The sequence below is a fragment of the Variovorax paradoxus NBRC 15149 genome (genome assembly GCF_001591365.1).
Taxonomy (GTDB): domain Bacteria; phylum Pseudomonadota; class Gammaproteobacteria; order Burkholderiales; family Burkholderiaceae_C; genus Variovorax; species Variovorax paradoxus.
In genome coordinates this window covers 211,387-236,390 of sequence record NZ_BCUT01000001.1, presented here as the reverse complement: position 1 = coordinate 236,390, position 25,004 = coordinate 211,387, and the positions used below count along the sequence as shown (strand labels likewise).

General features: G+C 63.5%; 17 protein-coding genes and 1 pseudogene. 14 read left to right on the top strand and 4 right to left on the bottom strand.

Going from position 1 to position 25,004, the window contains the following annotated elements; all coding sequences use genetic code 11:
• Nucleotides 1-16 precede the first annotated feature (16 nt).
• A complete protein-coding gene (locus VPA02S_RS01085) occupies nt 17-925 on the bottom strand; it encodes a UbiA family prenyltransferase (protein ID WP_028256401.1) in 909 nt (302 codons plus the stop codon).
• A complete protein-coding gene (locus VPA02S_RS01080) occupies nt 922-3,597 on the bottom strand; it encodes a hypothetical protein (RefSeq protein ID WP_028256333.1) in 2,676 nt (891 codons plus the stop codon). Before VPA02S_RS01080 ends, VPA02S_RS01085 begins: the two co-directional genes overlap by 4 nt.
• 186 nt (nt 3,598-3,783) lie before the next feature.
• On the opposite strand from VPA02S_RS01080, the gene VPA02S_RS01075 reads away from it, so the two are divergent.
• A complete protein-coding gene (locus tag VPA02S_RS01075; RefSeq protein WP_062361513.1) occupies nt 3,784-6,450 on the top strand; it encodes a glycosyltransferase in 2,667 nt (888 codons plus the stop codon).
• Nucleotides 6,451-6,538: 88 nt separating this feature from the next.
• On the opposite strand, the gene VPA02S_RS32125 is transcribed toward VPA02S_RS01075, so the two are convergent.
• Nucleotides 6,539-6,754 carry a hypothetical protein gene (locus VPA02S_RS32125; RefSeq protein ID WP_244883318.1) on the bottom strand — a complete coding sequence of 72 codons (216 nt, stop codon included), beginning with the start codon at nt 6,752-6,754 and terminating at the stop codon, nt 6,539-6,541.
• Between VPA02S_RS32125 and VPA02S_RS32335 the strand changes: the two are divergent.
• The 7 genes and pseudogenes from VPA02S_RS32335 to VPA02S_RS01055 all read left to right on the top strand — a co-directional run.
• Nucleotides 6,696-6,848: pseudogene (locus VPA02S_RS32335) on the top strand (hemagglutinin repeat-containing protein); the annotation flags it as partial. The gene VPA02S_RS32125 and the pseudogene VPA02S_RS32335 overlap by 59 nt on opposite strands.
• 41 nt (nt 6,849-6,889) lie before the next feature.
• Nucleotides 6,890-7,162, top strand: coding sequence for a hemagglutinin repeat-containing protein (locus tag VPA02S_RS31910; RefSeq protein WP_028256336.1), 273 nt, complete (start codon nt 6,890-6,892; stop codon nt 7,160-7,162).
• On the top strand, nt 7,149-7,409 hold the full coding sequence (locus VPA02S_RS31905) for a hypothetical protein (protein WP_028256337.1): 261 nt from the start codon (nt 7,149-7,151) through the stop codon (nt 7,407-7,409). Before VPA02S_RS31910 ends, VPA02S_RS31905 begins: the two co-directional genes overlap by 14 nt.
• Entirely contained in the window at nt 7,300-7,653 is a 354-nt protein-coding gene (locus VPA02S_RS31190) for a hemagglutinin repeat-containing protein (RefSeq protein WP_162269807.1), read from the top strand. The genes VPA02S_RS31905 and VPA02S_RS31190 overlap by 110 nt, the downstream gene beginning before the upstream one ends.
• Nucleotides 7,654-7,669: 16 nt before the next feature.
• Entirely contained in the window at nt 7,670-7,804 is a 135-nt protein-coding gene (gene imm45 / locus VPA02S_RS32330; RefSeq protein WP_369688553.1) for an Imm45 family immunity protein, read from the top strand.
• 74 nt (nt 7,805-7,878) lie between these two features.
• Nucleotides 7,879-8,103, top strand: coding sequence for a hypothetical protein (locus VPA02S_RS31615; RefSeq protein WP_155736536.1), 225 nt, complete (start codon nt 7,879-7,881; stop codon nt 8,101-8,103).
• A gap of 21 nt (nt 8,104-8,124) precedes the next feature.
• On the top strand, nt 8,125-8,655 hold the full coding sequence (locus VPA02S_RS01055) for a hypothetical protein (protein ID WP_049809393.1): 531 nt from the start codon (nt 8,125-8,127) through the stop codon (nt 8,653-8,655).
• 306 nt (nt 8,656-8,961) lie between these two features.
• On the opposite strand, the gene VPA02S_RS01050 is transcribed toward VPA02S_RS01055, so the two are convergent.
• Nucleotides 8,962-9,366 (bottom strand): ester cyclase, encoded by a 405-nt coding sequence (locus VPA02S_RS01050; protein ID WP_028256338.1) that lies wholly within the window; start codon nt 9,364-9,366, stop codon nt 8,962-8,964.
• A gap of 452 nt (nt 9,367-9,818) precedes the next feature.
• Between VPA02S_RS01050 and VPA02S_RS31185 the strand changes: the two genes are divergently transcribed.
• The 6 genes from VPA02S_RS31185 (at nt 9,819) to VPA02S_RS31610 (ending at nt 24,850) form a co-directional block, all read left to right on the top strand.
• A complete protein-coding gene (locus VPA02S_RS31185) occupies nt 9,819-10,085 on the top strand; it encodes a helix-turn-helix transcriptional regulator (protein WP_049809394.1) in 267 nt (88 codons plus the stop codon).
• 971 nt (nt 10,086-11,056) lie between these two features.
• Nucleotides 11,057-20,929 carry a two-partner secretion domain-containing protein gene (locus tag VPA02S_RS01045; RefSeq protein WP_081247465.1) on the top strand — a complete coding sequence of 3,291 codons (9,873 nt, stop codon included), beginning with the start codon at nt 11,057-11,059 and terminating at the stop codon, nt 20,927-20,929.
• On the top strand, nt 20,926-21,432 hold the full coding sequence (locus tag VPA02S_RS31180; protein WP_081247464.1) for an Imm42 family immunity protein: 507 nt from the start codon (nt 20,926-20,928) through the stop codon (nt 21,430-21,432). Before VPA02S_RS01045 ends, VPA02S_RS31180 begins: the two co-directional genes overlap by 4 nt.
• Nucleotides 21,433-22,145: 713 nt before the next feature.
• Nucleotides 22,146-22,349 (top strand): hypothetical protein, encoded by a 204-nt coding sequence (locus tag VPA02S_RS01040; protein WP_155736535.1) that lies wholly within the window; start codon nt 22,146-22,148, stop codon nt 22,347-22,349.
• Nucleotides 22,350-22,492: 143 nt separating this feature from the next.
• Nucleotides 22,493-24,208: a ShlB/FhaC/HecB family hemolysin secretion/activation protein gene (locus tag VPA02S_RS01035; RefSeq protein ID WP_062361499.1), complete on the top strand. Its 1,716-nt coding sequence runs from the start codon at nt 22,493-22,495 to the stop codon at nt 24,206-24,208.
• 45 nt (nt 24,209-24,253) lie between these two features.
• Nucleotides 24,254-24,850, top strand: coding sequence for a hypothetical protein (locus VPA02S_RS31610; RefSeq protein WP_155736534.1), 597 nt, complete (start codon nt 24,254-24,256; stop codon nt 24,848-24,850).
• Nucleotides 24,851-25,004: the final 154 nt, after the last annotated feature.

Below are 25,004 nucleotides of genomic sequence, written 5' to 3'. Positions count from 1 at the left end.
GGTGTGAGCCGTTGGACTACCACGGTGCGATGGTGGCCAACATGGCCAGGCCAATCAGCACGTGAATGTTTCTGTAAACGGTCTGCAGCCGGCGAATGCTCGCGTAGGTCAGGCCTTCGCGCAGTGCCCGCCATGCCGTCCACAGGTGCACCGCATAAAACACCAGGGCCAGCGACAGGATGGGGGGAACGAGTGCGCGCAGCGCTAGCACGGTCAGCGCGATGTAGGCGATGCTGAAGAGAATTTGGCCAGCTAAGAACGACGTCTTCTTGCCGAACGTGACTGCGTTAGTGCGGATACCGTTTCGCGCGTCGCTGTCGTGGTCTCGGGCCTCGTGGACCAGGTGCCCCGCCGCAAAGACGAGCCCGAAATAGCCACCAAGGACCACCATCTGCGGCGTCACAGGCGACAACGCGACGTAGCCGAGCAGGAAGTGCAGCGTCCCGCCGACCATGTGCAGCAGAGAATTCAGCACCGGCACGCCCTTGCCATGCACGCCGGGGAACGAGTAGATCGCGCTGAGCGCAGCGATGCACAGTGCGATCGCGGACGGCGCTTTGCCGACCACGGCGAAGACCAGCAACGCCAGCACGAGCAGCGCCCAGGCGAGGCCTGCCATCCTTGAGGAGCTTTCGCCCTTGGCAAGGAAGGTCCCCTTGACGCGCGTCGGGTCGTTGAGATCGCCTTGCGCGCCTGCCCAGTCGTTGAGCACGAACACATGCGCCACTAGCAAGAGGTTGCCAGCGACCAGCGCGGCAATCGTGAGCAATGTTGCCGCGCGAAAATTGGTCATTGCGAAGCACGCTCCGATCACGGGCGCTCCCTGCAGCACGCAGACTTCGTCCAAGCGGATGCACGACATCAAGCGACCCAACGAGGCGGGGTGTTGCGGCACGATGACAGTCTTGACTTCGGGCCGCGTCATGAAGCATTTCTTGGCGAAGCGCCATGAGATGGTTTCGGCGGGAACTGCGCACCACGGGCGGCGTGGTAGAGCCTCAACCAGAGCGCGTAGCCCACTTCCTGTGACCAGTAGAAGCGCCGCACGGTGGCGCTCATGTCATTGTGATAGAGCAGGGGTGGATTGCCGGCCAGCGCGGCGAATTCATTGGAGGCGAGAACCTGCAGCAACCGCGTCGCTTCGGCTTTCTGCCCGGTGGTGGGTGTGGAGCCCTGCAGTTGGACCACGAGCGAAGCGACCTTCGCCCACTCGGCTTGGGCGGGGACCGCCGGTTGCAGGCGGGAGGCAGGCACCTCCAGCGCGCAGCCGGCGCGGCGCAGCTCCGCCAACCGCAGGCTCATCACCGTGGGCGCAGCGGAGTAGTAAACCCAGAGGCTACCGTCGTCGGCGCGCGGCTTCAGCTTCGCGCAGAGCGCATGTGCGGCGGAAGGATCCTCTTGTGCGAGCAGCAGGTATATGTGCATCTGAATGCCGATGTCCGCCGGATTCGGATCCGCCCCGGGATCGAGGCAGCGATAGTCCGATCGGGGCGCGAGCCAGGTGCGAAAGAGCCCGTCGTCGGTGCTGAAGCGTCGCATGATCCGCATTGCCGTCGCCAGCTTCGTGCGGTCTTCGGATGGCGCCACGCGCCACACCAGCGCGGTATCGTCCGAGTCCGGCGTGATCGCGCATCCGAGCACGCCAATAGTCGATGCGTCGGGCCTACCGTGATAGCGCACCAACCCATTGCTCTCGATCTGCCGGGTGAGGAAGCCTCGTGCGCGCGCCAGCATCTCGTCCATCTGCGCAACGTGCGCGATCGGCCCGACCAGGTCGATCATGATCGCGTTCAGATAAGTATTCAGTTCGGGCTGCGGCTGCTCGAAGAGCGTGCCGCCGGTGAACGAAGTCAGCCAATATCCGGGGGCCTGCTGGGCTTGGGCGATGCGCTCGATGGCCCGGTGTGATGCGTGATCGAGGAAGCGTTCTGCAGCGTCGCCCCCTCCTTCTGGCGATAACTCGAAGAACCGCTCGCGCAGCAGCCGCACCTCGCCGCCGGCATGGGCACGCACGAGAACCGAGAGCTTGTGACGCCCGGCTTTCAGGTCCCCGACCGGGATCTGCAAACGCCATCCGGCGGGGCTCTTTTCAGCCAACGTCCGGGCCACGTCGGGCCGCTCGAAGAAGTGATCCGTGCCCCCCACCTCTCGCCCATCGATCAGCACCGCGATGTCCTGGGGTGATGAGGAATCGACGAGCGCCCATCCGGCTACATCGACCTGGCGTTCCAGGCGATCGCCCATTGCCGCGTCATGCACCACCACGTCGAGTGGCTGGATCAGATCGATATTCCCGCGCAGGTTCACCAGAAGATCCGGTTGCACGCGCGGGTGCGAGAGTTCTGCCACGAACGCCGCGTTGCGCAGCTCCCACATGGGTCGCATCCGGTCGTCGGTCTTCATTGTCAGCACCGCCGTGTCGACCTTCCCGGTGTACCAGAAGGCCCCGATGGCCTGGATGGCGATGGACACGACACATGCAGCGGCGAACAGCACGCGCGCATGGCCCGACAGGCGCGCCACGATGGGTGGGAGCATCCACACGAGCAGCGGCACGATGTCGGTGAGCCAACGCGGCCCCCAGGCAATGCCTTGTCGCCAGTCGACCAAAGCATAGCCCAAGACCTGGGCCGCAATGGCCGCGCACAAGGCCAGCGTCAGAACGCAAGTATCGCGGTCCCTGAGCGCGAGGAGCAATAGGCACGGGACAAACAGAAGGAAGGGCGAGAAGACGAACAGACCGCGCGTCGGACTGAAGAAAAGGCCGGCAATACCCTCTAGTAGGTTGTCGTTGAAATCGCTGGGATGCACGCTCAAGGCATAGGCACCGGCCACATGGCCGACCGTGCCCAGGTTGTACGCCAGCGTGAGGAGGACCGGGACGGCGCCGGCCACAATGAACCAAGCCCAGCGGTTCCCGGCCCAGCGCAATCCCCACAGGCCCAGGGCGAGAGCAATAATCGTATCGGGTGGGCGGTTAGCTGCAACCAGGGCGCACAAGAAACCGGCCACGGCTACCCGCGGCAGTGTCGCTCGCCCCGTGATCAGCCACATCGTCGCGACGATGAGTAGTTGCGCGAGGCCGTGCGTCCACAACGCCTGACTGCTGATCATCCAGGTGGTCGTGCCGAACGCGTAAACAAGACTGAGCACGCACGCGGCGCGAGCATCGCTGCGCCGACGCAGCAACATGTACATCAGGGCGACGGATGCTGCCGCGATCAAGGAGGCGCACAGTTTCTCCATCAGGCGGGCCACCTTGTCGGTGATGTGCGGGTCCCAACCCACAATGCCGAGGTAGTGCACAGCAGGGATGTACAGCGGCGCGACGACGATCGGCACGACAAGGGGATACTTGGAGACTAGGCGTCCCCCGCGTCCATGCTGTATCCAGAAGGCCGTGCCGTCGTTACCGGCACTCGGCGGAGAACGGCCGAACGCGACTGCATCGACGATCGGATCGAGCAGCACGGTGTGATTGCGCAGCATCGAGAACGGCAGGTGGCGTGCCGCGAAGGTGTCGGCGGCCGCGATTAAGCGGCCGTTCGCGTTGAAAACCAAGAACGCGGCGATCGCCAGCACAAAGGCGATTGCCATGTCATGAAGTAGAACCTTCGCTTGCGGTTTTTGCTCTGTGCTGCTTCCTGACCGTCCGCGCGCGTTTCCACTCATCGATATGCTTTCTCGTGCGAGACGCCGCCTGTCAGCGGCTGTTCTGTGCGGCAGGATTATGCTTTGTAAACTATAGTAACGAGTCATCGCCGCCACGCGGCTGGGGTTTCCATGCTGCGCCGTCCTTCTTTCGATCGATCTTCGACGCCGACAGGTCTCGCGGTCTTCACCATCTGTGCGAGCAACTATCTCGCCCACGCCGCTGTGCTGGGCGCCTCCCTGCGAAGACATCAGCCTGGCACCACGCTCCTCGTCTTTCTGCTTGACGAGCCGCCCGAGGGCACGAAGCTGCCGGAACATGTGATTCTTCTTGCTGCCGAGATGGCATTCGAGCGCACGGAATGGAACCATCGCCGAAGCCACTACAGCCTGCTGGAGTTCGCCACGAGCGTAAAGCCGGCCTGCTTCCGTTACCTGCTCGATCAAGGCGTGGCGCGCGCGGTCTATTTGGACCCGGATATCCAAGTGTTTCAGCGCCTGGATCAATTCTGGCAAGGGACGGCGAACGATCCCGAATTGGTGCTCACGCCCCACACCCTGTCACCGCTGCCGGACGACGGATACCTACCGGACGACCTCACCATCCTGCGCGCGGGCCTGTACAACCTCGGCTTCGCGGCACTGCGGGACACACCGAGGGTGCGCGAACTGCTGCAATGGTGGGACCGCAAGCTGCGCACGCTCTGCCTCGAGGACGTGCATGCCGGCGTGTTCACTGACCAGAAATGGATGGACTACGCACCGCTGCTGGTGCCGGGGGCGTGCGTCCTGCGGCACAAGGGCTTCAATGCCGCGTATTGGAATCTCCACGAGCGCACGCCGCGCTGGTTGGACGAGCGCTGGTGGATGCAGGACGAAGCGGGCGATGCTCAGAAGCTGGTCCTGTTTCATTTCAGCGGCTTCAACCCCGACCTGAAACAACTGTCGCGCCACGAAAGTCGCTTCGGTTGGAACCTGCCAGGCGACGCGGGGCGCCTGTTCGGCGAATATGCACAATCGCTGCTGGACGCGGGCATTCACCGATTTCGCGCGCTGGGCCTTCCGCAGGTTGCCTTTGCAGACGGCACCGGTTGGGACCCGGTATGCCGTGCGGTGTACCGTCAGGCTCTCGCGAAGGGCGTCGACTTGGGCGACCCACTGGAAGATCCGGCGTTCCTTCTTTGGGCGGCGGCCGAAGCACCCGGCGATCACCTGACGCGATACCTGAGGGCTGTGTTGCACATGCGCGGCGATCTCGTGAACGCCTTCGCCGATGGCCGGGACACAGTGGGCCTGATGACGTGGATGCGAACCTCCGGCGTGCGCGAACTCGGGTTGGACCGCAAGGTCGTGGAGCGCCTCGGAATGGCCCGCCAAGCGCAGCGCATAAGCGTGAACTATGTTGGGTACCTCCAAGCCCATTTGGGGGTCGGGGAGGCCGCGCGCAACAGCGTCGCGGCGCTGGATGCGGCGGGCGTAGCCGTCCATTGCCACGACATCTCATGCGACACTCCGGCGCCGACAGGTCGCTACTCCCTTCCAGCTGCGCGCTGGACGTCCGAAACTCCCACCGCGACCATCCTGGGCTGCAATGCGGACATGCTGCCCGACGTGCTGTCGAAACTCCCGGCGGAGCTCCTCACCCCGTACCGCATCGGCTGCTGGTACTGGGAAACACCCGAGTTTCCCAGCGACTGGGCGGACCGTTTCGAGATGGTCGACGAGATCTGGGCCGGCACACGATTCATTGCCGATGCCATCCGTTGCAAGACGACTCTGCCCGTCAACGTCATGCCGCCAATGGTAATGCCTCCACCCATGCAGCGCGATCGCGAATGGCTCGCAGCCATGCTGCCGGAGATCAAGCAGGACGAGTTCGTGTTCCTGTTTCAATTTGATGTTGCTTCGGTCCCTTATCGCAAGAACCCCGAAGGCGTCGTGGCCACATTCGTCCGCGCGTTTCGGCCATCTGACGCGGTGCGTTTGATCGTCAAGGCACTGAATGTGCAGGCTGCGCCGACATTGATTCAGTCGCTGCACGAGGCGGCCGCGGGCCACCGCGTATCGTTCCTGACAGCGGCGATGGAAAGCGACGATCGTTTCCGGCTGTTGGCGTCCGTGGACAGCTTCGTCTCACTGCACCGCTCCGAAGGCTTCGGCCTTTCGATTGCCGAGGCGATGGCCTATGGCCTCCCGGTCGTAGCGACCGATTGGAGCGGCAACGTGGATTTCACGCACGCCGGCAATGCTGCGCTGGTGCCATACGATCTCGTGCCCAGCGCCGTAGCGAATGGGCCCTACCCGGCAGGTACGCTTTGGGCAGAGCCGAAGCTTGAGGCCGCAGCCAAGCTCATGCGGCGCTTGTGGCTGGACCCGGCATGGCGCGCACAGATCGCGCAGGCCGGCCAGCAGACCATCGTCGCGACCTTTTCCGCCAGTGTGGTGGGCCCTGCCATGCGAGATCGCCTTGATCAGGTCGCCGGTCTGCGTCGAGGTCAGAGCGCTCCGCAGCAACGGCAATCGCCCCAGAGTGGCCCCAAGGCAGCCGCTGCACGCAACGCTCCGCTGTGGGCCAGAGTGCTCTTGGACATGCTGCGGTATCCCGGCTACTACTTCGTACGGCTGCCACGCGTGCCCGTGCTCCTGTGGCGCCACGGGATTTCCGGAGTGGTGATGAGGGCCGAACTGGTCGCCAGCACAATCGTCGACGTCAAGGGGCAGTACCTCGTCACGCGCATTCTCACGCGTTTGCGAGAGCGAATCCACCGCTGGCGCTACGGCGGTCGACGCGTCCGATAGTTGTTAATGGGCTAGAGAGACGGGCAAGACTGAACGGGCTCATTCCCTGCATGCGCGACCTCTCCAGCCGACGCTGCTGTGCTCGCAGTCAGCCATCGATCACCATCGATGCGAGCCAGTCGACCTCGGCCCTCAACGCGGGACGCCGCACCGAGGAGAGCGGACTCTGGGGCAGTGACCGCAGCATGGAGCAGGGCACCTTCGGTTCGACCGGCGTCATCGGCAGCAGCCTGGGCGGCAAGACCGTGGTGCTGGATGCCGGCAATGACATCCGCATCCGCGGCTCGAATGTGGTGAGTGACAAGGGAACCGAGCTCCAGGCCGGCAACAACATCACCATCGAGGCCGCGACGCAAACCCGGGACAGCCAGTACCTCCGAGAGGAGTCCAAGAGCGGCATGTTCGATGCGAGTTCGGGCTGGACTGGGGCCAGCAGGACATGCGAAGCACCAGCAACCGCACGGAGAGTACGGCAGTGGGCAGCACCGCGGGAGCGATCTCAGGCAATGTCGTCATCACCCCCGGCAACCGCTACAGCCAGGTGGGCAGCGATGTGGTCGCGCCGGGCGGTGACGTCGACATTCAGGCGCGCGATGTGCAGATCGTCGAGGCGCGCGAGAGCAGCCGCAGCGAGAGCACGCAGAGCTTCTCCCAGAGCGGCATCACGCTGGGGATCGAGGCGCCGTTGATCGACCCTGTTGCGCAACGTTGAGGAAACCTCCGACGCCATAGGCGATACCAAGGATGACCGCGTGCGCGCACTGGGCATCGCCAGCATCGGGATGAGCGGCTATTCGGCGTACCAGGACATTGCAAAGCAGGCAGCGACCCAGAATCCGGACGGCACCCGTGCGGTCAGCATGGGCGCATGCGCTGACCATCGGCAGCAGCTCGAGCGAATCTACACGGACGCAGAGCAGCGACACATCGGCGGGCTCACGCGTGCAGGCTGGCGGTAACGTCACCATCACTGCCACCGGCGGCGGGCGGGATTCCAACATCCTCATACGCGGGAGCGAACTCGACGCCGGCAAGAACGTCAATCTCTCGGCGGACAACAACGTGATGCTCGAGGCGGCGGCGAACACCCACGAGCAGAGCTGGCGCGGCAGCGTGTTGCGCATACTTAGAAACTCGACTGGAGCTTTTGATTGGTATCCTGGTGCTTATACGGATTTTTTTGATCTTTGTCGCGGCGAATGAGGGGAATTACGGATTGATGGTTATTTCTGGGTATAGAGCCGGAATTATAAATTTTATTCTTCCTCGGGAATCAAGAGGTGATAACGGTATTGGATTAAAACTCCGATGGCTGATAGAAGTTTGGAAAAAATGGATATATCAGATGGCTTGACTGAGGGTATTTGGATTCGCGAGCCAGAGGTAGTCGAATTTTGGAGCATGGATTAATCGTTCCATGTTAGGAAAATGAAATTCAATCCTGTTAGAATCCGCGAGATCACGCCCGGCGCCGTGGCACGAGCCCTGCGGACGGAGTACACCGCTGAGCGGCCCATGGGCAATGTCGCCGCGTCCGAACTGAACGAGTGCATCCGTGCATGGCTGGTCGGTTTTCATTCGGAAGTAGCACCGATCGTCCGCCGAAGCAAGGATTGGCTGAATCGTGCAATTGAAGAAGGCGAAAAATTTTGAATAAACCCGGCTCTTCATCTCGTGACCCTGTGTCAGGCTAAAGCTGTCGCCGAATGGATGGGCAATGGACGTGATGACCAGGCCACGTGGAATCAAGCTCGCCTGTATGAGGAATCCGCTTGGCGCGATAGGTCGCGCCCGTGGACGGACAAAGAAATCCTGCAAGATGGCTTGAACGATTTCATGGCTTTCGCATGTCTGGGTGGTATCCAGGAGGGGGCCGTCGAAGCGGGGATCGTCATGTACGAACGCTGGAAAGGTGCAAAGGAAATCTCCTTGAAAAAGGCGCTCAAGCCCTGCGACTTTGGGTATGTCAAGTGCCTATATTTTGCGCGGCGGAAATTCGAAGCGGAAGACCTGTTACAGGCGGGCCGCAAGATGCTGCAGGCTCATTTGGAGGAAAAATGGCTCGGGGCGGGACAATATACCAGGGCAACCACATGGCTAAAAATTGTCTATTCCGATAATGCAAGTCTGAGCCCTCTTCAGACGGTGCTTGCGGCTTATGAAGATATGCCGGGAATTACCCGTCCTGACCTCGTCATAACGTAAATGACGGGTGCTCGGACAGATTTTTTCGAAGACATCGAAATCTCAATGGAGCACTGGACAAAGGTCGTGTCAGTCGCATTGACCAATCCCATGCCGAGCTCGAATGGGTGGAGGAGCAGGAGCCCTATAGGAGGATTCAGCAAGCGCTGGAGAACTCCGGCGTAGCAATAGAAGATGTCGCTAAAGTATTCTCAGAGTGCTTGCGAGGGTCGCCGATCGGCCGCGACCTGAACGCGGACGGCCGGTGTCGTGGGGAGTTATTGGACGCATAAGCCGGAAACCTCAGGGCAGCACCGATCGCCGCAATCATTGACTTCGAGATTCTAAAAGCTGCGCTTCAATTGATGCCTTGTCAATGACGGACCAGACCCGAGCGATCTTGTCATCGCGAAGTTCGTAGAACACGTTCTCCGAAAATACGACCCTCTTGCCGTTGACGGGCAGACCCAAGAACTTGCCTCGAGGCGAGCAGTCGAATCGAAGTCGGCTCCCCACGCAGTTTGTATTGACGACCAATAGCTCAACCTCGTAGCGAAGGTCAGGAATATTTGCGAAGTCGTTTTGAAGCATCACCCGATAGCCCGCCACACCGAGTGGGCGGTCGTTGTGACGCACATCGACCTCAACGAAGTCGGCAAGGCGAGACCAATCTTGCGCATTCAGACAAGCGATATACGCGAGGTAAAAGTGTTCGATCTCTGTTGCCTGCATTTCCGTTCTCCAAAGCATCTGCGCTCGCCCCACTGGTCCATCTTCACGGAGCATCTTACGGCTCCGGTCAATTCAAGATGACCTGGGCGGACGCATACCGAGACATCAAGCAATTAACATCCGCCTCGGGTTCGGTGTAAGCGCCGATGTAAAACTAACCCAGTGGGTCAGATTTACTTCGGCGTTGACATCGGCCCATCGCAGGTTCCCACGTACCCTGTCAGAACTGACAGTTGACCGCCCGTGGACTTGATTGCACGCTCGCCGAACCCTGCCGAAACACCACCCCGGGACGGGGAGGGCAGGGGACTGGTGGTGACGTGTGGCGGGCTGGCGGTGCTGCGCTGCCCTCTGCACGGAGCGTGTGTGTGCTCTGTCCGAGTTCTCCAAGGAAGGCATTCCTCTTCAAACGCAAGCCGCCTTGAGGGTCGGGTTCCATTTGAGGATTTGTCATGCATATCGAACCCCATGCCAACCGCGGCGATGTTGACTTTCAGTCGGCGGCCGGCCCTGCGTTCTTTCGCATGGCCGACGTGATCCGGATCACTGCGCTGAGTCGTACCACCGTGTATCGACGGATTGCAGACGGCAAGTTCCCGCCTCCCGTGCACTTGGGAGGACGCGCCTGCGGATGGCCGCGTGCAGCGCTTCAGCGGTGGATCGATGATCCGGACGGCTACTCGAATTCGCCCGTCACGCACCTGCGCCGAATGAACTGAGCGGAGCGGGCCGCTCCGGGGCCTTCCCGCGGGACCCGGATGCCTTCCGATCCTCGCCCTGTTGGATTCCGTCGACCTCTGTCCCCCTTCAACAGAGACGCGGCAGGGTGTGTCAGGCGACACGACAAACTGCTCCCCGCAGCTCCTGATGTCGCTTGACAGGGGGGACTTCTGGGATGCGTTCGTCGAGATGAGCTTCTCAGGACAGCAGTCATGGATGAAGAGGTGCAACCTGCACGACCCGCCATTGGACAGGAGCGCTTCGCCCCGGAAAAGTCAGGGGCAGCAAACAGACGCGGGCCTCCCTCGCGCGAGTCGGCGCTCGCGATCGCAGCCAATGGCCGCCAGAGGTGCGGCAGCGGCTGGTCGATGTCGTGTGATCGTTGTCGACGGGCCGCGCCGGCCCGTCGGCGTCACGCAGCAGCGTCAGCCGGCGCTTCAGGCTGCAGCCGATGGCCCTGGCCATGGCGCGCACCGTCTGGTCGCCGACAGGGCGCGCCGGCGCGAACGCCGGCATCTCGGCAGGTGGACTGCCCGGGGGTGCACGGCGGCCGCTTGATCGCGTCGTGCCATCCATCCGGAATGGCTTGGTTCACGGCTGCCGATAGCAGCTTGCCTCGGCTCGTACGGGCCGTGCGGCCGCTGGGTTGAGCAGGCGCTGGTGGTGGTCGGTTCTCAAGAGCGCGGCGCCTCCGGCGGCCGATCGGCGGCTGTGCGGGTGGATGGTGTTTTTCCCAATGCGAGGGTCGTTGACGCCGCTCGTCGAGTTTGGTCCGTTGCATTCATCCAACGCCGAATACTCAAAAGTAATGCACATGGATTACTTGCGGCGGCTGTGATTGATAAGTGCGCAGCATTCGTGAATAAGTACCGCGCAGACGAGAACGGGCCCCTCCCATAATCGGCCCGCCGAAGCATCCTGTCACAGAAATAACGATGCCCGGCGGCCAATCCAGAGGGAGCACCAGAACATGAATCGCCATTTGCATCGCATCGTCTTCAACGCCAGGCGCGGCCTGCGCATGGTGGTCCAGGAGACGGCGAAGAGCACAGGCAAGGGCTCGTCCAAGGCAACCACCGTGGCAAGCGCGGCCGGCGCCGGCGCGGCCGCCTTTGCGCCGATGCTCGTGGGTGCGGCGCTCGCGGGCATGCTGTGGGCGCCGCCGGTTCAAGCCCAGATCGCCGGCGCGCCCAATGTTCCGGCCAACCTGCGCCCCACCGTGCTGGTGGCGCCCAACGGCGTGCCGCTCATCAACATCCAGACGCCCAGCGCGGCCGGCGTCTCGCGCAACGTCTTCAACCAGTTCAACGTGGCGCCCAACGGCGCCATCCTGAACAACAGCCGCACGAACGTGCAGACCCAGCTCGGCGGAATCGTCCAGGGCAATCCGTTTCTTGCCACCGGCCCCGCGCGCATCATCCTCAACGAAGTCAACGGCGGCAGCCCGAGCCAGCTGCGGGGCTACATCGAGGTGGGCGGCACGCGGGCCGAGGTGATCATCGCCAACCCCGCGGGCATCAGCGTCGACGGCGGCGGCTTCATCAATGCGAGCCGGGCCACGCTGACCACCGGCACGCCGCAGTTCAATGCCGTGGGCGGCCTGGACAGCTTCCTCGTGCGCGGCGGCACCATCACCATCGACGGGGCGGGCCTGGACGCCAGCAAGACCGACTACGCCGCCATCCTCGCGCGCGCCGTGCAGGCCAACGCCGGCATCTGGGCCAGCGAACTGAAGGTGGTGACCGGCGCCAACACGGTCAGCGCCGACCACAGCCAGGCCACGCCCACCACGGGCACCGGCACGGCCCCCACCTTTGCCCTGGACGTGGCCGCGCTCGGCGGCATGTACGCCGGCAAGATCACCCTCATCGGCACCGAGGCCGGCCTGGGCGTGCGCAATGCCGGCACCATCCAGGCCGTGCCGGGCGCCACCGCGCTGATGGGCGCGGGCCAACTGGTGGTCACCAGCGCCGGGCGCCTGGAGAACATCGGCACGCTCCAGGCCACCGCCGATGCGAACCTCGCGGCCTCGGCCCTCGCCAACAGCGGCCGCATCAGCAGCGGCGGCAACCTCAAGATCACCACGCAGGGTGACCTGGCCAATGCACTGAACGGCACCGGCGGCACGCTCGAAGGCGCGCGGCTGGAGCTCGCCAGCACCGAGGGCGACATCGACAACCGCGGCGGCACCCTGCGCCAGACCAGCGGCGCCGGCCTCGGGCTGAGCGCGCCGGCCTTGAGCAACACCAGCGGCGGCGTCATCGGGCTGGAGCCGGTGGCGGCTGCGCCGTCCACCCCTGGCACCGGCGGCGGCACGGGCGGCACAGGAACCGGCACGGGCGGCACCGCCAGCCCGGGCACGCCGGCCGCAGGCACCGGCGCCGGCGGCACCATCGCACCGGCACCGTATGTGCCGCCATCGCCCGGCACCGTCACCGCGGCCGGCACCCTGCGCAACGACGGCGGCAAGATCTACGCGGGCGGCCCCATCAGCCTGCAAAGCGCCCACATCAACAACAACGGCGGCACCCTGAGCGTCGCGAGCATGGCCGTGAGCCAGCCGAGCTTCGACAACCACGGCGGCACGCTCAATGTCAGCAACGGCTTCAGCGCCAATGTCGATCGCTTCGACAACACCGGCGGCACGCTGAATGCCGGCAGCCTGAACATCGCCACCACCGGCGACCTCATCAACGTCGGCGGCACGCTCACCAGCGCCACCGATGCCACGCTGGCGGTGGGCGGCCAGGCCGACAACACGCGCGGCACCATCTCGTCGGCGGGCGCGCTGACGGCCAACGTGGCGGGCGCGCTCAACAACACCGCGGGCAAGCTGGTGGCCAACCAGGGCGTCGCGCTCGGCGCCGGCAGCCTGGACAACACCCAGGGCAGCATCCAGTCGGCCCAGGCCGGCGTGCAGCTGGCCGTGGCCAACCAGTTGCAGAACGGCAGCGGCGGCAGCATCGGCGCCGCCACCGACCTGGGCGTGCAGGCGGGTTCGCTGCTGAACGCCGACGGCGCCAGCCTGCGCGGCGCGAACGATGCCGCCGTCGCGGTCGGCGGGGCGATGACCAACGACGGCAGCATCACGGCCGGGCGGCACACGGCGGTCGCCGCAGGCAGCCTGCAAAGCGGCAGCACCGGCGTGCTGGGTGCCGGCATCCAGAGCGACGGCAAGCTTGGCGCAGCGGGTGACCTGGTCGTGACCACGACCGGCGCCTTGGTCGCCAACGGCACCAACCTTGCGGCCGGCAATGCGACGCTGCAGGGCGAGAGTGTCGATCTGTCGGCCAGCCAGACCAGCGCGGCGAACATTGCCGTCACGGCCACGCGGGGCAATGTGACCACCAACCAGGCCACGATCACAACGCCGGGCACGTTGAGCGTGACCGCCAACGCACAGCCCGGCCAGACCCTGGTCAACCAGGGCGGCAAGCTCAACGCCAACCAGCTGGACCTGCGGGTCTCCAACCTTGCCAACACGAACGGCGGCGAGATCGTGCAGACCGGCACGGGCGCCACCGCTATCGCCGTCGCGGGCACCTTGAACAACGATGGTGGTCGTATCGCGAGCAACGGCCTGGACCTGAGCCTTGGTGGTGCGACCATCACCAACGCCGGCGGCAAAATCGAGCATGCCGGCACCGGCAAGCTCGCCATCACGGGCGGCAGCTACAGCGGCACCGATGGACAGATCACGGCCAACGGCGCACTGACGGTCGCCATGAGGGGCGCCTTCAACCAGGACGGCGCCAAGGCCGCGATCAGCGCCCAACAGATCAGCATCGATGCCGGTTCGCTCGGCAACCGCGCCGGCGCCCAGATCGTGCAGGCCGGCACCGATGCCACCAGCATCACCGTGGTGGGCGCGCTGGACAACAGCGGCGGCACGCTGGCCAGCAACGCCGACACGACTGTCGCGGCCGGCAGCCTGACCAATCAGGGCGGCACCATCCGTGCCGCCGAGACCTCCGACCTTGCCCTGATCGTGGACGGCCTGCTCGACAACAGCCACAAGGGCGTGATCGGCGCGGGCGGGAACACCACCATCGCGGCCGCCAGCCTCAACAACGACGCCGGCAGCACAACCGCCGTCGGCGATCTGACCGCCACCATCGGCGGCGCCGCGACCAACGTGGGCGGCACGCTGGCGGCCAACGGCCGCACCACACTCGTGGCCGGCACGCTGGACAACACCACCGGGACGGTGGCCGCCGTCAATGGCAACCTGAGCGTCACGACCACCGGCACGACGACGAACAAGGGCGGCACCTTGCAAGCCGGCGCCACGACCACGCTGCTGAACGGCGGCCTCAACAACGCCGGCGGCCAGGTCTTTGGCAACAGCCTGTCGGTCGACACGCGCGGCCAGGCACTGGACAACAGCGCGAAGGGTACGCTGGCAGCGATCACCACCGTCCATGTGAATTCAGGCGCGCTGAACAACGATACGGGCCTGATCCAGTCCGGTGGCGCCATGACCATCGATACGAATGGCCAGGCACTGACCAACACCAACGCCGAGGGCTATCGTTCCAAACCCGAAGACGCGCCGGGCGGCATCACGAGCGCGGACACGCTGACGCTGACGAACGTGGGCGATCTCAACAACGCCGCCGGCTTCATTGGCGCGAAGAACGCGCTGGACGCCAGCACCCAGGCCTTCACGAACACGGGCGGCGGCCAGGTGCTCGGGCAGTCCACGGTCACGATCGACACCCATGGCGCTGCCTACGACAACACCGGCGGCCAGACGCTGGCGGTCGGCGACCTCCGCATCAATGCCGGGACGCTGACCAACACCGGCGGCCTGATCCGCTCGATGGCGACGGCCACGCTCCATGCCGGCAGCGTCGTCAACACCAGCACCCAAGGGGCAGAGCAGGGCATCGAAGGTCAGAACGTCGACATCACGGCGCAGTCCATCGGCAATGCCTCCGGCGCCATCCGTGCCGACCAGAACGCCACCCTGACGAGCAGCGGAACGATCGACAACAGTGCCGGCCTGGTGTCCGCCGGCGACACGCTCACTCTCCAGGACCCCGCCGTGGCCAAGACCCTGTCGGTGGTCAACACCGGTGGCACCCTGGTCGGCGGCAAGAACGTCGTCCTCGACGCGGGCTCGGTCACTTGGGACGGCAAGCTGCTCTCGCTCGGCGACATGAGCCTGGCGGTCACCCAGGACATCACCTTTGCGGCGGGCAGCGAGACCGTCGCCAACCACAACCTGACGGTTTCGACGACCGGCGACATCACCAACGCCGGCCGGCTGGCCGCGGGCAACGACCTGACGCTCTCCGCCAGGGACATCAACAACACGGCCACCGGCGACATCCAGGGCAAGACCACCACGCTGAACGCCAGCGGCACGCTGACCAACCGCGGCGTGATCGACGGCGGCCTCACGCGCATCAACGCCGGCACGCTGAACAACGTGGGCACCGGCCGCATCTATGGCGACTGGGTGGCGATCGGCGCCGGCACGCTCAACAACAGCGCCGAAACGATCAACGGTGTGGCCTCGGCCGGCACCATCGCCGCGCGCGAGCGCCTCGACATCGGCGCCGGGACCATCAACAACCGCGACGGTGCCCTGATCCTCAGCGCCGGAAATCTCTACGTCGGCGGCGAACTGGTCGACGGCAAGGCCAGCAAGTCAGCCAGCGTATTGAACAACCACGCGGCGACCATCGAGGCCGTGCAGGACATGGGCATCAAGGCGAATGTCCTGAACAACACCAACGGCGGCGTGACCTGGACGACCCAGACCACCTCCGACGGCAAGCAGCACACCGAATATGCGCTGCCCGGCAGCTCGACACGCTACGACCCGAGCCAATTGGTCTTCGTGACGGTCCAGGGGCCCTCGGTCGACTTCGAGCACCTGATGGGCTATCTGTGGCCCAGCTTCGTCAGCCACGCGGCAGGACCCGTCTCCGGCCAGTTCTCGGGCATCCTGGTGCCCTCGGCCAGCTATCCGCTGTCCCGCTACGGCACCTACTACGCGAACCCGCCGCGCAACAGCCGCGATCTCACGGGCACGCGCCAGATCAACATCGATCAGACCGAGACGTACACCGAGCCGGGCGCCTGGTACGCCCGCACCGACCCGATCTGGGCGGCCTTTGGCGTGACGCCACCCGCGACGGACACGCCGGCTGATGACGCTCAGCGCGCCGCGTACTTGGACGCGCACCAGCGCCTCGACGCCGCGACCGAAGCTTTCATCCGAGACGTCTACGACAACTACGCGCGCTCCTACTACGCCTGGGTCTATACCGAATCGACCACCACCCCGGTGCTGCAGACGTCGTCGCCCGGCCGGATCATCGCCGGCGGCAAGATGGACATTGCCGTGGGCAGCGGCACCAACGGCATGAGCCAGATCCTGGCCGGTGGCGCGCTCACCGTCACCGGCGGAAAGATCGACAACAACAACGTCGAGGTCTCTGGGGCGCAGACGCGCACCGGGGTGCAGCTGTTCCAGGCGGGCCTGGGCGACGGCGAGCAGATATCGCCCTACAACACCAGCGTGCCCATCACCGTGACCCTGGCGGCGGCACGGCAGGAGGGCAATGTCTTGGTGGTCGGTAGCGGCGGATCCACCGGCATCTTGACCCCGGGCCATACCAACCAGGGCGTACCTGGCGCGAGCGGCGTCAATGCCGGCGGTCCCACAGGCGTCGCCGGCGGGACCGGTACGCCGGTGAATGGACCAGGTGCGACCTCGGGCGGCGCAGCAGGCCCCGTTGTTCACCCGATCATCGAGGTCAACCTGGCGGCCAGTTCGGAAACGACACAGGTCGTGCGCACCACCTTGCCGGGCCTCTCGCTGCCCACCGCCAGCTTGTTTCGCACGCACCCGGAAGCTTCGAGCCATTACCTGATCGAGACCGATCCGCGCTTTGCGAACCGGCACAACTGGCTCAGCAGCGACTACCTGCTGAACAACCTGGGGCAGGACCCCAACAACACGCTCAAGCGCCTGGGCGACGGCTACTACGAGCAGCGCCTGATCCGCGAGCAGGTGGCCCAGCTGACGGGCTATCGCTATCTGGACGGCTACGACAGCGACGAGGCCCAGTACACCGCGCTGATGGACGCCGGACTCACCTTCGCGCGGCAGTACGGCCTGCGGCCGGGCATCGCGCTCAGCGACGCCCAGATGGCGCAGTTGACCAGTGACATCGTCTGGCTGGTGGACCAGACCGTCACGCTGCCCGACGGCAGCAGCCAGCGCGTCCTCGTGCCGCAGGTCTATGTGCGCGTGAAGAACGGCGACATCGACGGCTCGGGTGCTCTGCTGGCGGGCAAGCAGGTCAACCTCAAGCTCGATGGCGATCTCGTCAACAGCGGCACTGTCGCCGGGCGCGAGACCGTCAAGATCACCGCGGAGAACATCCAGAACCTGAACGGCCGCATCTCCGGCGGCAGCCTCGACCTCAAGGCCCGGACCGACCTGAACAACATCGGCGGCACGATCGACGCGGCCAGCCAGCTCAAGATCGAGGCCGGGCGCGACATCAACGTGCGCACCACGACCAGCAGCAGTGGGCTGGCCCTGGACCTCACGCCGGGAGCCGTGAGCTTGCGCGGCGCCACCATCGTCGACCGGGTGGCGGGTCTCTACGTGAGCGACCCCAAGGGCGTGCTGGTGGCGTCGGCCGGGCGCGACGTCAACCTGATCGGCGCTCTCGTTGCCAATAGCGGCAAGGAAGGATCGACCGAGATCGGCGCGGGCCGCGACATCAACCTGGGCACCGTCACAACGGCCAGGCAGGACGCCTCCTGGAGAGATACGCGCAACTTCCGGGCCGAGGCGAGTACGCAAGAGGTCGGCACCCGCATCGAGACCAGCGGCGACATCAGCCTGCATGCGCAGCGCGATGTCAACGTGCGCGCGGGCACCATCAACAGCGCGGACGGAGAGTTGAACGTAGCGGCGAAGCGCGATATCAACATCGTCGAGGGCAACTCCGGATCGGCGCTCAATGAGATGGTGTACCGCAGCGACAGCAGCTTCTGGGGCAGCGACACCAGCCTGCAGCGCGGGACCTCCAGCGGCACGCAGGTCATCGGCAGCAGCCTGGGCGGCAAGACCGTGGTGCTGGATGCAGGCCACGACATCCGCATCCGTGGCTCGAACGTGGTGAGCGACCAGGGTACCGAGCTTTGGGCCGGCAACAACGTCACGATAGAAGCCGCAACCCAGAACAAGGCGAGTGACTTCACGCGTGAGGAATCGAAGAGCGGCATGTTCGATGCAGGCTCGGGCTGGACATGGGGCCAGCAGCGGGAGAGCAGCAGCCGCAGCCGGGAGCAGAGCACCGCCGTGGGCAGCACGGTGGGGGCCATCACAGGCAACGTCATCATCACGGCCGGCAACCAATACCGGCAGGTGGGCAGCGATGTGATCGCCCCGGGCGGCGATGTCGACATCCAGGCGCGCGACGTGCAGATCGTGGAAGCCCGCGAGACCAGCCGCAGCGACAGCAAGCAGAGCTTCTCGCAAAGCGGGATCACACTGGGGATCAAGGCCCCGTTGATCGACATGCTGCGCAATCTGGAGGACACCACGCAGGCGATGCACGACACCAAGGACGACCGGATGCAGGCGCTGGGCGCCGCCAGCATGGCGCTCAGCGGCTACTCGGCGTACCAGGACATCTCCCAAGCTGCGGTTACTGGCAGCGGGAATGCCAACGGCGCGGTCAGCATGGGGGGCACCCTCACCCTGGGCAGCAGTTCCAGTGAGTCCACACGGACGGAAAGCAGCAATACGTCGGCCGGCTCACGCGTGCAGGCCGGCGGGAATGTCACCATCACCGCCACGGGTGGCGGGCAAGACTCCAATATCCTCGTGCGCGGCAGCGAGATCAGCGCCGGCAAGAACGTCAACCTGGCGGCGGATAACAACATCACGCTCGAGGCGGCGGCCAATTCCAGGGAGCAGAGTTCCACCAGCCACAGTAGCAACGCCAGCATCGGCGTTGGCTTCACGTTCGGGGAGAGCAACGGCCTCACGATCGAGGTGGCCGCCGGCCGTCAGAGCGGCCGGGACAACGGCACCGATGGCGCATGGACGAACACCAACATACAGGCGGGCCAGCAAGTGAATATCACCAGTGGCGGAGACACCAGAGTGCGGGGCGCCACGGTCTCTGGGAGCCGTATCAATGCCGACGTGGGCGGCAACCTGCACATCGAGACCCTTCAGGACACCAGCACCTACCACAGCCAGAACAGCGGCGGCGGCTTCAACGCGACCATCTGCGCTTGGTATTGCTATGGCGACAGCAGCGTGAGTGTCTATGCCAACAACATGCGCGGCGACGGGAATTTTGCGAGCGCGACGCAGCAAAGCGGGTTCCTCGCGGGTAACGGCGGCTTCGGCGTCCATGTGGCGGGCAACACCAATCTTGTCGGTGGTGTGATCAGCAGCACTGATGCGGCGGTCAATGCAGGCAGAAACAGCTTTGCGACGGGCAGTTTGACGATGACCGATCTGGTCAACCACGACACCTTCCAAGGCAGCGGGTACAGCGTCAACTTCAGCACTAGCACCTCGGGGACGAGTTCGGGCAACGTCGGCATCGGGAGCAATGATGTCAATCGCTCGAGCCTCACGCAAAGCGGGATTTCGGGGATTGCTGGCAATACGGGAGTACGAACCGGAGTAGACAGCACCAACGGATTGCGCATGACCGATCGGGACCGAGCCATGCGGGAGATTGGGGCACAGGTGACGATCACCTCCACGGCATCAGGCCAGGTGGTCCAGTTGGGTCCGTTGGCTGTGCATGCGGCGCTTAACGCTTTAGAGGCGTTTTTTGCGCCCACGGCCACCAGCCCAAGTTCACAACCACTGACACAGGCGCAGCAGACGCGCAACGAGATCGCGCAACTCCGGAATGACCCTTCCCTCACCGAGCAGCAGCGCGCGGATTTGCAAGTACTGCAAAACTTCCTGAGTGGGATGGAAGAGTATGTGCGCCAGAATTCAATAGGTGTCACAGGCGACCGGGTGCTGCAAGACCATGACCCGAATATCACGAACGTGCAATTCTTCGTCCCGCCGATCAATCCTGGTGTGGGCGGAGGGATCGCAGGAGGGGCCGCTTCGGGGTCGGCTGCGGTCGCGGGAGGACTGCAGGCGGATCCGAATAACGGCTTGCTAGTCCCTCCGGCGATGCCGTCGTTGTCGAGCATCGAGGGGTTGATCTCTCGCTACCCCGGGATGTCGATGCTCTTCGTCGCCTACCAGACGATTCAAACGTCTGTGAACGCTGTCGTCGGCGCAGATGGATATGGCGCGGGGCAACAACCTTCGCCAGGCGGCCCGACCACAACGCCGACGCCCTCAGGGGCGGAAGGGAGTAGCACCTCTACGCCAGGCACCGCTCTTCCGGGGCAGGGGGCGACGCCAGGATATGGCGAGTCAAATCCTACGACGGGTAACACATCTACCTCGAGCCTCAACAATGGTCCCCTTCCAGGGAACATTGTCATGAGCCAAGGCAGCAATCTTCCTATTGCTGGTCCGGTGGTCGCACCTAACGGCGTGACAGTCGAGTCCAACCCCAAGCACACGCCAGGAAATCCAGGCTACTCATCTGTCGCAGGTACGGAGCCAAAAAATTCTCTGGATATTTTCGGCAACTCTATGCCAGGTGGGGATGGCGTACGTTACGGTGTGGACGCTGACGGTGCGATTAACCGATTTTTTGACAATGGGAACGGGGTCTATCATTGGTCGGGCAGCACTTCGGACGGCGGTAATCCTTTGCGGCCTGAAAGCATTCCAATTAGAGTGCGACGAGCACTTGGATATAAGGGGAAATGATGATCTTTGGTAATCCGGAGTTGTTTGGAATTTGTATCGAATCTATGGAGGCTTGGTCCACCAAAAAAATAAAGAACGGCGTCATGTGCTTCGTTCTGCAGAATCAAATAATCGGGGGGCGATTTTTTCGATCAACTCTGGGCCCGGAATTGATCAGAATGAAATCTATCCTTTCCTCTTTGCAGGAAGGAAAGAAAGAGGTTTCCTCGGAGTGGAGCGCCGCTGATGCTTTCGCACATCTGAGAGCTTTGAGTTTTCCCGAGACTGAAGAAGACGAATGCCGATCACACGTCGTATCGACTTGGTCCTTGTTGGATGCGGGGATTGATGTGTTTTATGAAGTCTTGAACGATAAAGATGAAAGGATTTTGTATTCTGAAGGAGAGGGAAAATCGATTGGCGAGTTGATACTTCCTCTCAATACTGTTCTTGATGTTTTCCAATCCGCAGTTGCCGGGCTTGAGGCTATTTTGAATGCCTCCGAGGGTAAAGAGGGCGCGTGATGCACTTTGCTTGTCAGCGAGCGCCATGGTGTCTATCCCTTCATTTTTCAACGCTTTGAAATCATGTTCGGTTCGGCTGCGAGAGAGTTTCTATGAGTGCGACCAAGTTAATTTCTTCGAAGATGTCGCCAATGCGATGGAATATTAGACGCAGATTGCATCAGTTGCATTGACGACCCTCGCGCCAAGCTGGAATGGGGGAGGAGAAAAAGCCGTATAGAAGGATTCAGCGAGCGCTGGAGAACTCCGGCATGGCAATAGAAAACGTCGAAAAATGCTCTCGGAGTGCCTGCGAGGGTTTTCTGTCACGCTGCTAACCGCACTTGATGGGGGTACGGCGCCTGCTGAAAAGGGACGAATCTACGTGGTTGATGAAGAAGACACCCGCCTGAGTGAGGGACTACACGATGATTTTGTCGGACACTTGTTTGACACGGGCGCTTGCGGTAGAAGAAGTCGCATCCGTAGTCCAGGTTTGCAATGTGCCGAGATGAACAAACACACTGATGTGGCACAAAAGAGAGGGCAGCTTTGAACGAAAGTTAAAAGAAGGCCTGACAAAAACAAGAGGTCAAATATACAAAGAATTGCCGCGCAAGCAGAAGATTGCGTATCTGATCTTTGTGATCTTGGTTTTTGTGTTTATCGCGGTGTTTTTATTTCGCGATCTATTTGGTTAAGGCATTATTTTGAGAGCGCTGTACGCTTTGTTCTTGGCCTTTCTCTTCATGATCGGCTTGGGTTTTTCCTTGGTCGCCTTGCTTGTCGGCCCCTTGATTCGTTGGCAAATCCATGGAGTGCTTTATTTTCCGGTCAGTCCACCTGAGCTTTACCGTCTGCTCCTCGTCATTCTCGGCGTGACCGTTGTTGCAACGGTCGTCACGTGGTTGGCCGGAAAGTACAAGGGACAGTGGTGATCTTCTTGCCTGACGGTATGTGGCTGGGGTTGCGTGACTGATAGGCAAGCACAAAGGGCATTGGTGAATTTCAGAGTTCCTGCGCCCCATGGTGCAGATCAAAAGATAGTGAGGGAGAGAAATTGAAAACAAACTCGTGTGCCATGCTGGCCGGTGTGCTCCTGGGCGGCCCCTTGTTGGCTCATGCACAAGTCCCCAGTACGCCGCAACCCTTCGTCGAACAGCAGCGCCAGCAGGAACGCGAACGCGCGCTGCGCGAGCAGAACGAGCGCAGGGTCGACCAACGGCTGCAAGCCGCGCCGCCTCCGCCCATCCAGCGCATTCCTGAAACCGAAGCCCCGTGCTTTCGTATCGACCGCGTGCTGCTGGTCGGCGAGCAGGCCGAGGCCTTTCAGTGGGCTGTTGCTGATCTTTCCGGGCCTGCTGGCGATGATTCACCCCTCGGCCGCTGCCTCGGCACCGCAGGCGTGAACGTAGTGCTCGCGCGTGCCCAGCAGGCGGCCATCGCGCGCGGCTTTGTCACCACCCGCGTGCTGGCTGCGCCGCAGGACCTGTCCACCGGCACCCTGACCCTGTCTCTAGTGCCGGGGCGCATCGCGGCCATCCGCCTGACGCCTGATTCTTCCTCGACGCTGCTGGGCAGCGGCGCCTTGCTGGGTTCCGCCATTCCCGTCCGCCCGGGCGACCTGCTGAACCTGCGCGACATCGAGCAGGGCCTGGAGAACCTCAAGCGCGCCCCCACGGCCGAGGCCGACATCCAGATCGAGCCCTCGACCGCCCCCGATGCCAAGCCGGGCGACAGCGACCTGGTGGTCAAGTACGTGCAGGCCAAGAAGTGGCGCCTCACCTTGAGCCTGGACGACAGCGGCACCGAGGCCACGGGCCGCTACCAGGCCGGCGCCACGCTGTCGCTGGACAACCCGTTCGGCCTGAACGACCTGTTCTATGTCAGCGCCAACCACAACATCAACGGCCACGTCTTCAGCGATCCGGCCAAGGGCACCGAAGGCCAGACGGTGCATTACTCGCTGCCGTACGGCTACTGGATGCTGGGCCTCACGGCCTCCAACAGCCAGTACCACCAGCGCGTGGCCGGGTTGAACCAGGACTATGTCTACGCGGGCAAGACCAACAACGCCGAGGTCAAGCTCTCGCGCCTGCTGTACCGCGACCAGAGCCGCAAGACCACGCTGGCGCTGAAGGGCTTCCGGCGCGAATCGCGCAACTTCGTGGACGACACCGAGGTCGACGTGCAGCACCGGGTGGTGGGCGGCTGGGAGCTCGGGCTGAACCACAAGGAGTTCATCGGCGAGGCCACCCTGGAGGGCACGCTCGCCTACAAGCACGGCACGGGCGGCTTCGGGTCGATCGCGGCGCCGGAAGAAGCATTCGGCGAGGGCAGCTCGCGCATGCGGCTGTACACGGCGGAGGTGAGCCTGAACGCGCCGTTCAAGCTGGGCGACCAGAAGCTGCGCTACTCGGGCTTGGTGCGCGCGCAGTGGAACCGCACGCCGCTCACGCCGCAGGACCGCTTCGCCATCGGCGGGCGCTACACGGTGCGCGGCTTCGATGGCGAGACCAGCCTGATGGGCGAGCGCGGCTGGCTGATCCGCAACGACATTGGCTGGGCCATGGGGCAAAGCGGGGCGGAGCTGTATGTCGGTGCTGACTACGGGCATGTCGGCGGGCGTTCCACCGCGGACCTGCTGGGCCGCAGCCTCGCGGGCGCGGTCCTCGGGGTGCGGGGGCAATGGAGCAAGCTCAGCTACGACTTCTTCATGGGGGCGCCCATCCGCAAGCCCGAGGGCTATCGCACCGCCAAGACCACCTTCGGCTTCAACCTCAACGCGAGCTTTTGAAATCCTTTTGATCGCGGTGCCAGTCGACTCGTTTTGAAGCCAAACATGGGCAGCTATTCGGAACTCTACTTCTCAGACACGAGGGTGCGACCCGGACGAGGGACGCTGTCAAACGATTCTCCGTATCTGCTCTCCAAGTACCATCTTCCGATTCTGTGGCTTGGGCTGTTCGATACACGGGATATTGACGACGATGCGCACTCTCAGGAGCCTACCGATGTCTGGCCCTACTTGGTCAAACGGACAGAGGCGGCTGCCGCATTACTCGGTTCGCGTTGGTCGTTTCTGAGCAAACACTTTCCGGTGCTCCAGTCGCGCTGGCGTGATCAGTTTCTCTCGGTGTTGCGGGACAGTGGCTTTGAATACGTTCATCTCGACACCCATCAGATCGGTAGCATGGTTGTGACTGGACCCGAGTGGCGACGCGAACTCGAAGTCATGCTGGGCATGTTCAGTGCCGAGACGCCAGTGCCCCAAGGTTGGCTAGGTCGGCTACTGCGCAGGCCATCTCCCCAGTCACCGCTGGCGCTGTACAACGTTCGGTTCGGTTCGCGCTATGACGGTGACGAACGTTCCGAGCCTTGGGCGTATTGCGGAGCCAGCAGTACGGATGAAACCATGCCATGGGAATCGGGGCTTTGATGGCTGGTCGTACTGTGCAAGCACCCGTCGAAAATCAGAAGCGCCGGCGCGTCCATGGCGGTGAATCGCAGGTGTGGTATTCCCGCGCAATCGAGACAGCCGAGGTCTCCGGTGGCCGGGCTTCCGGCACTCGCAGGTGGCGATCGACCTTGCT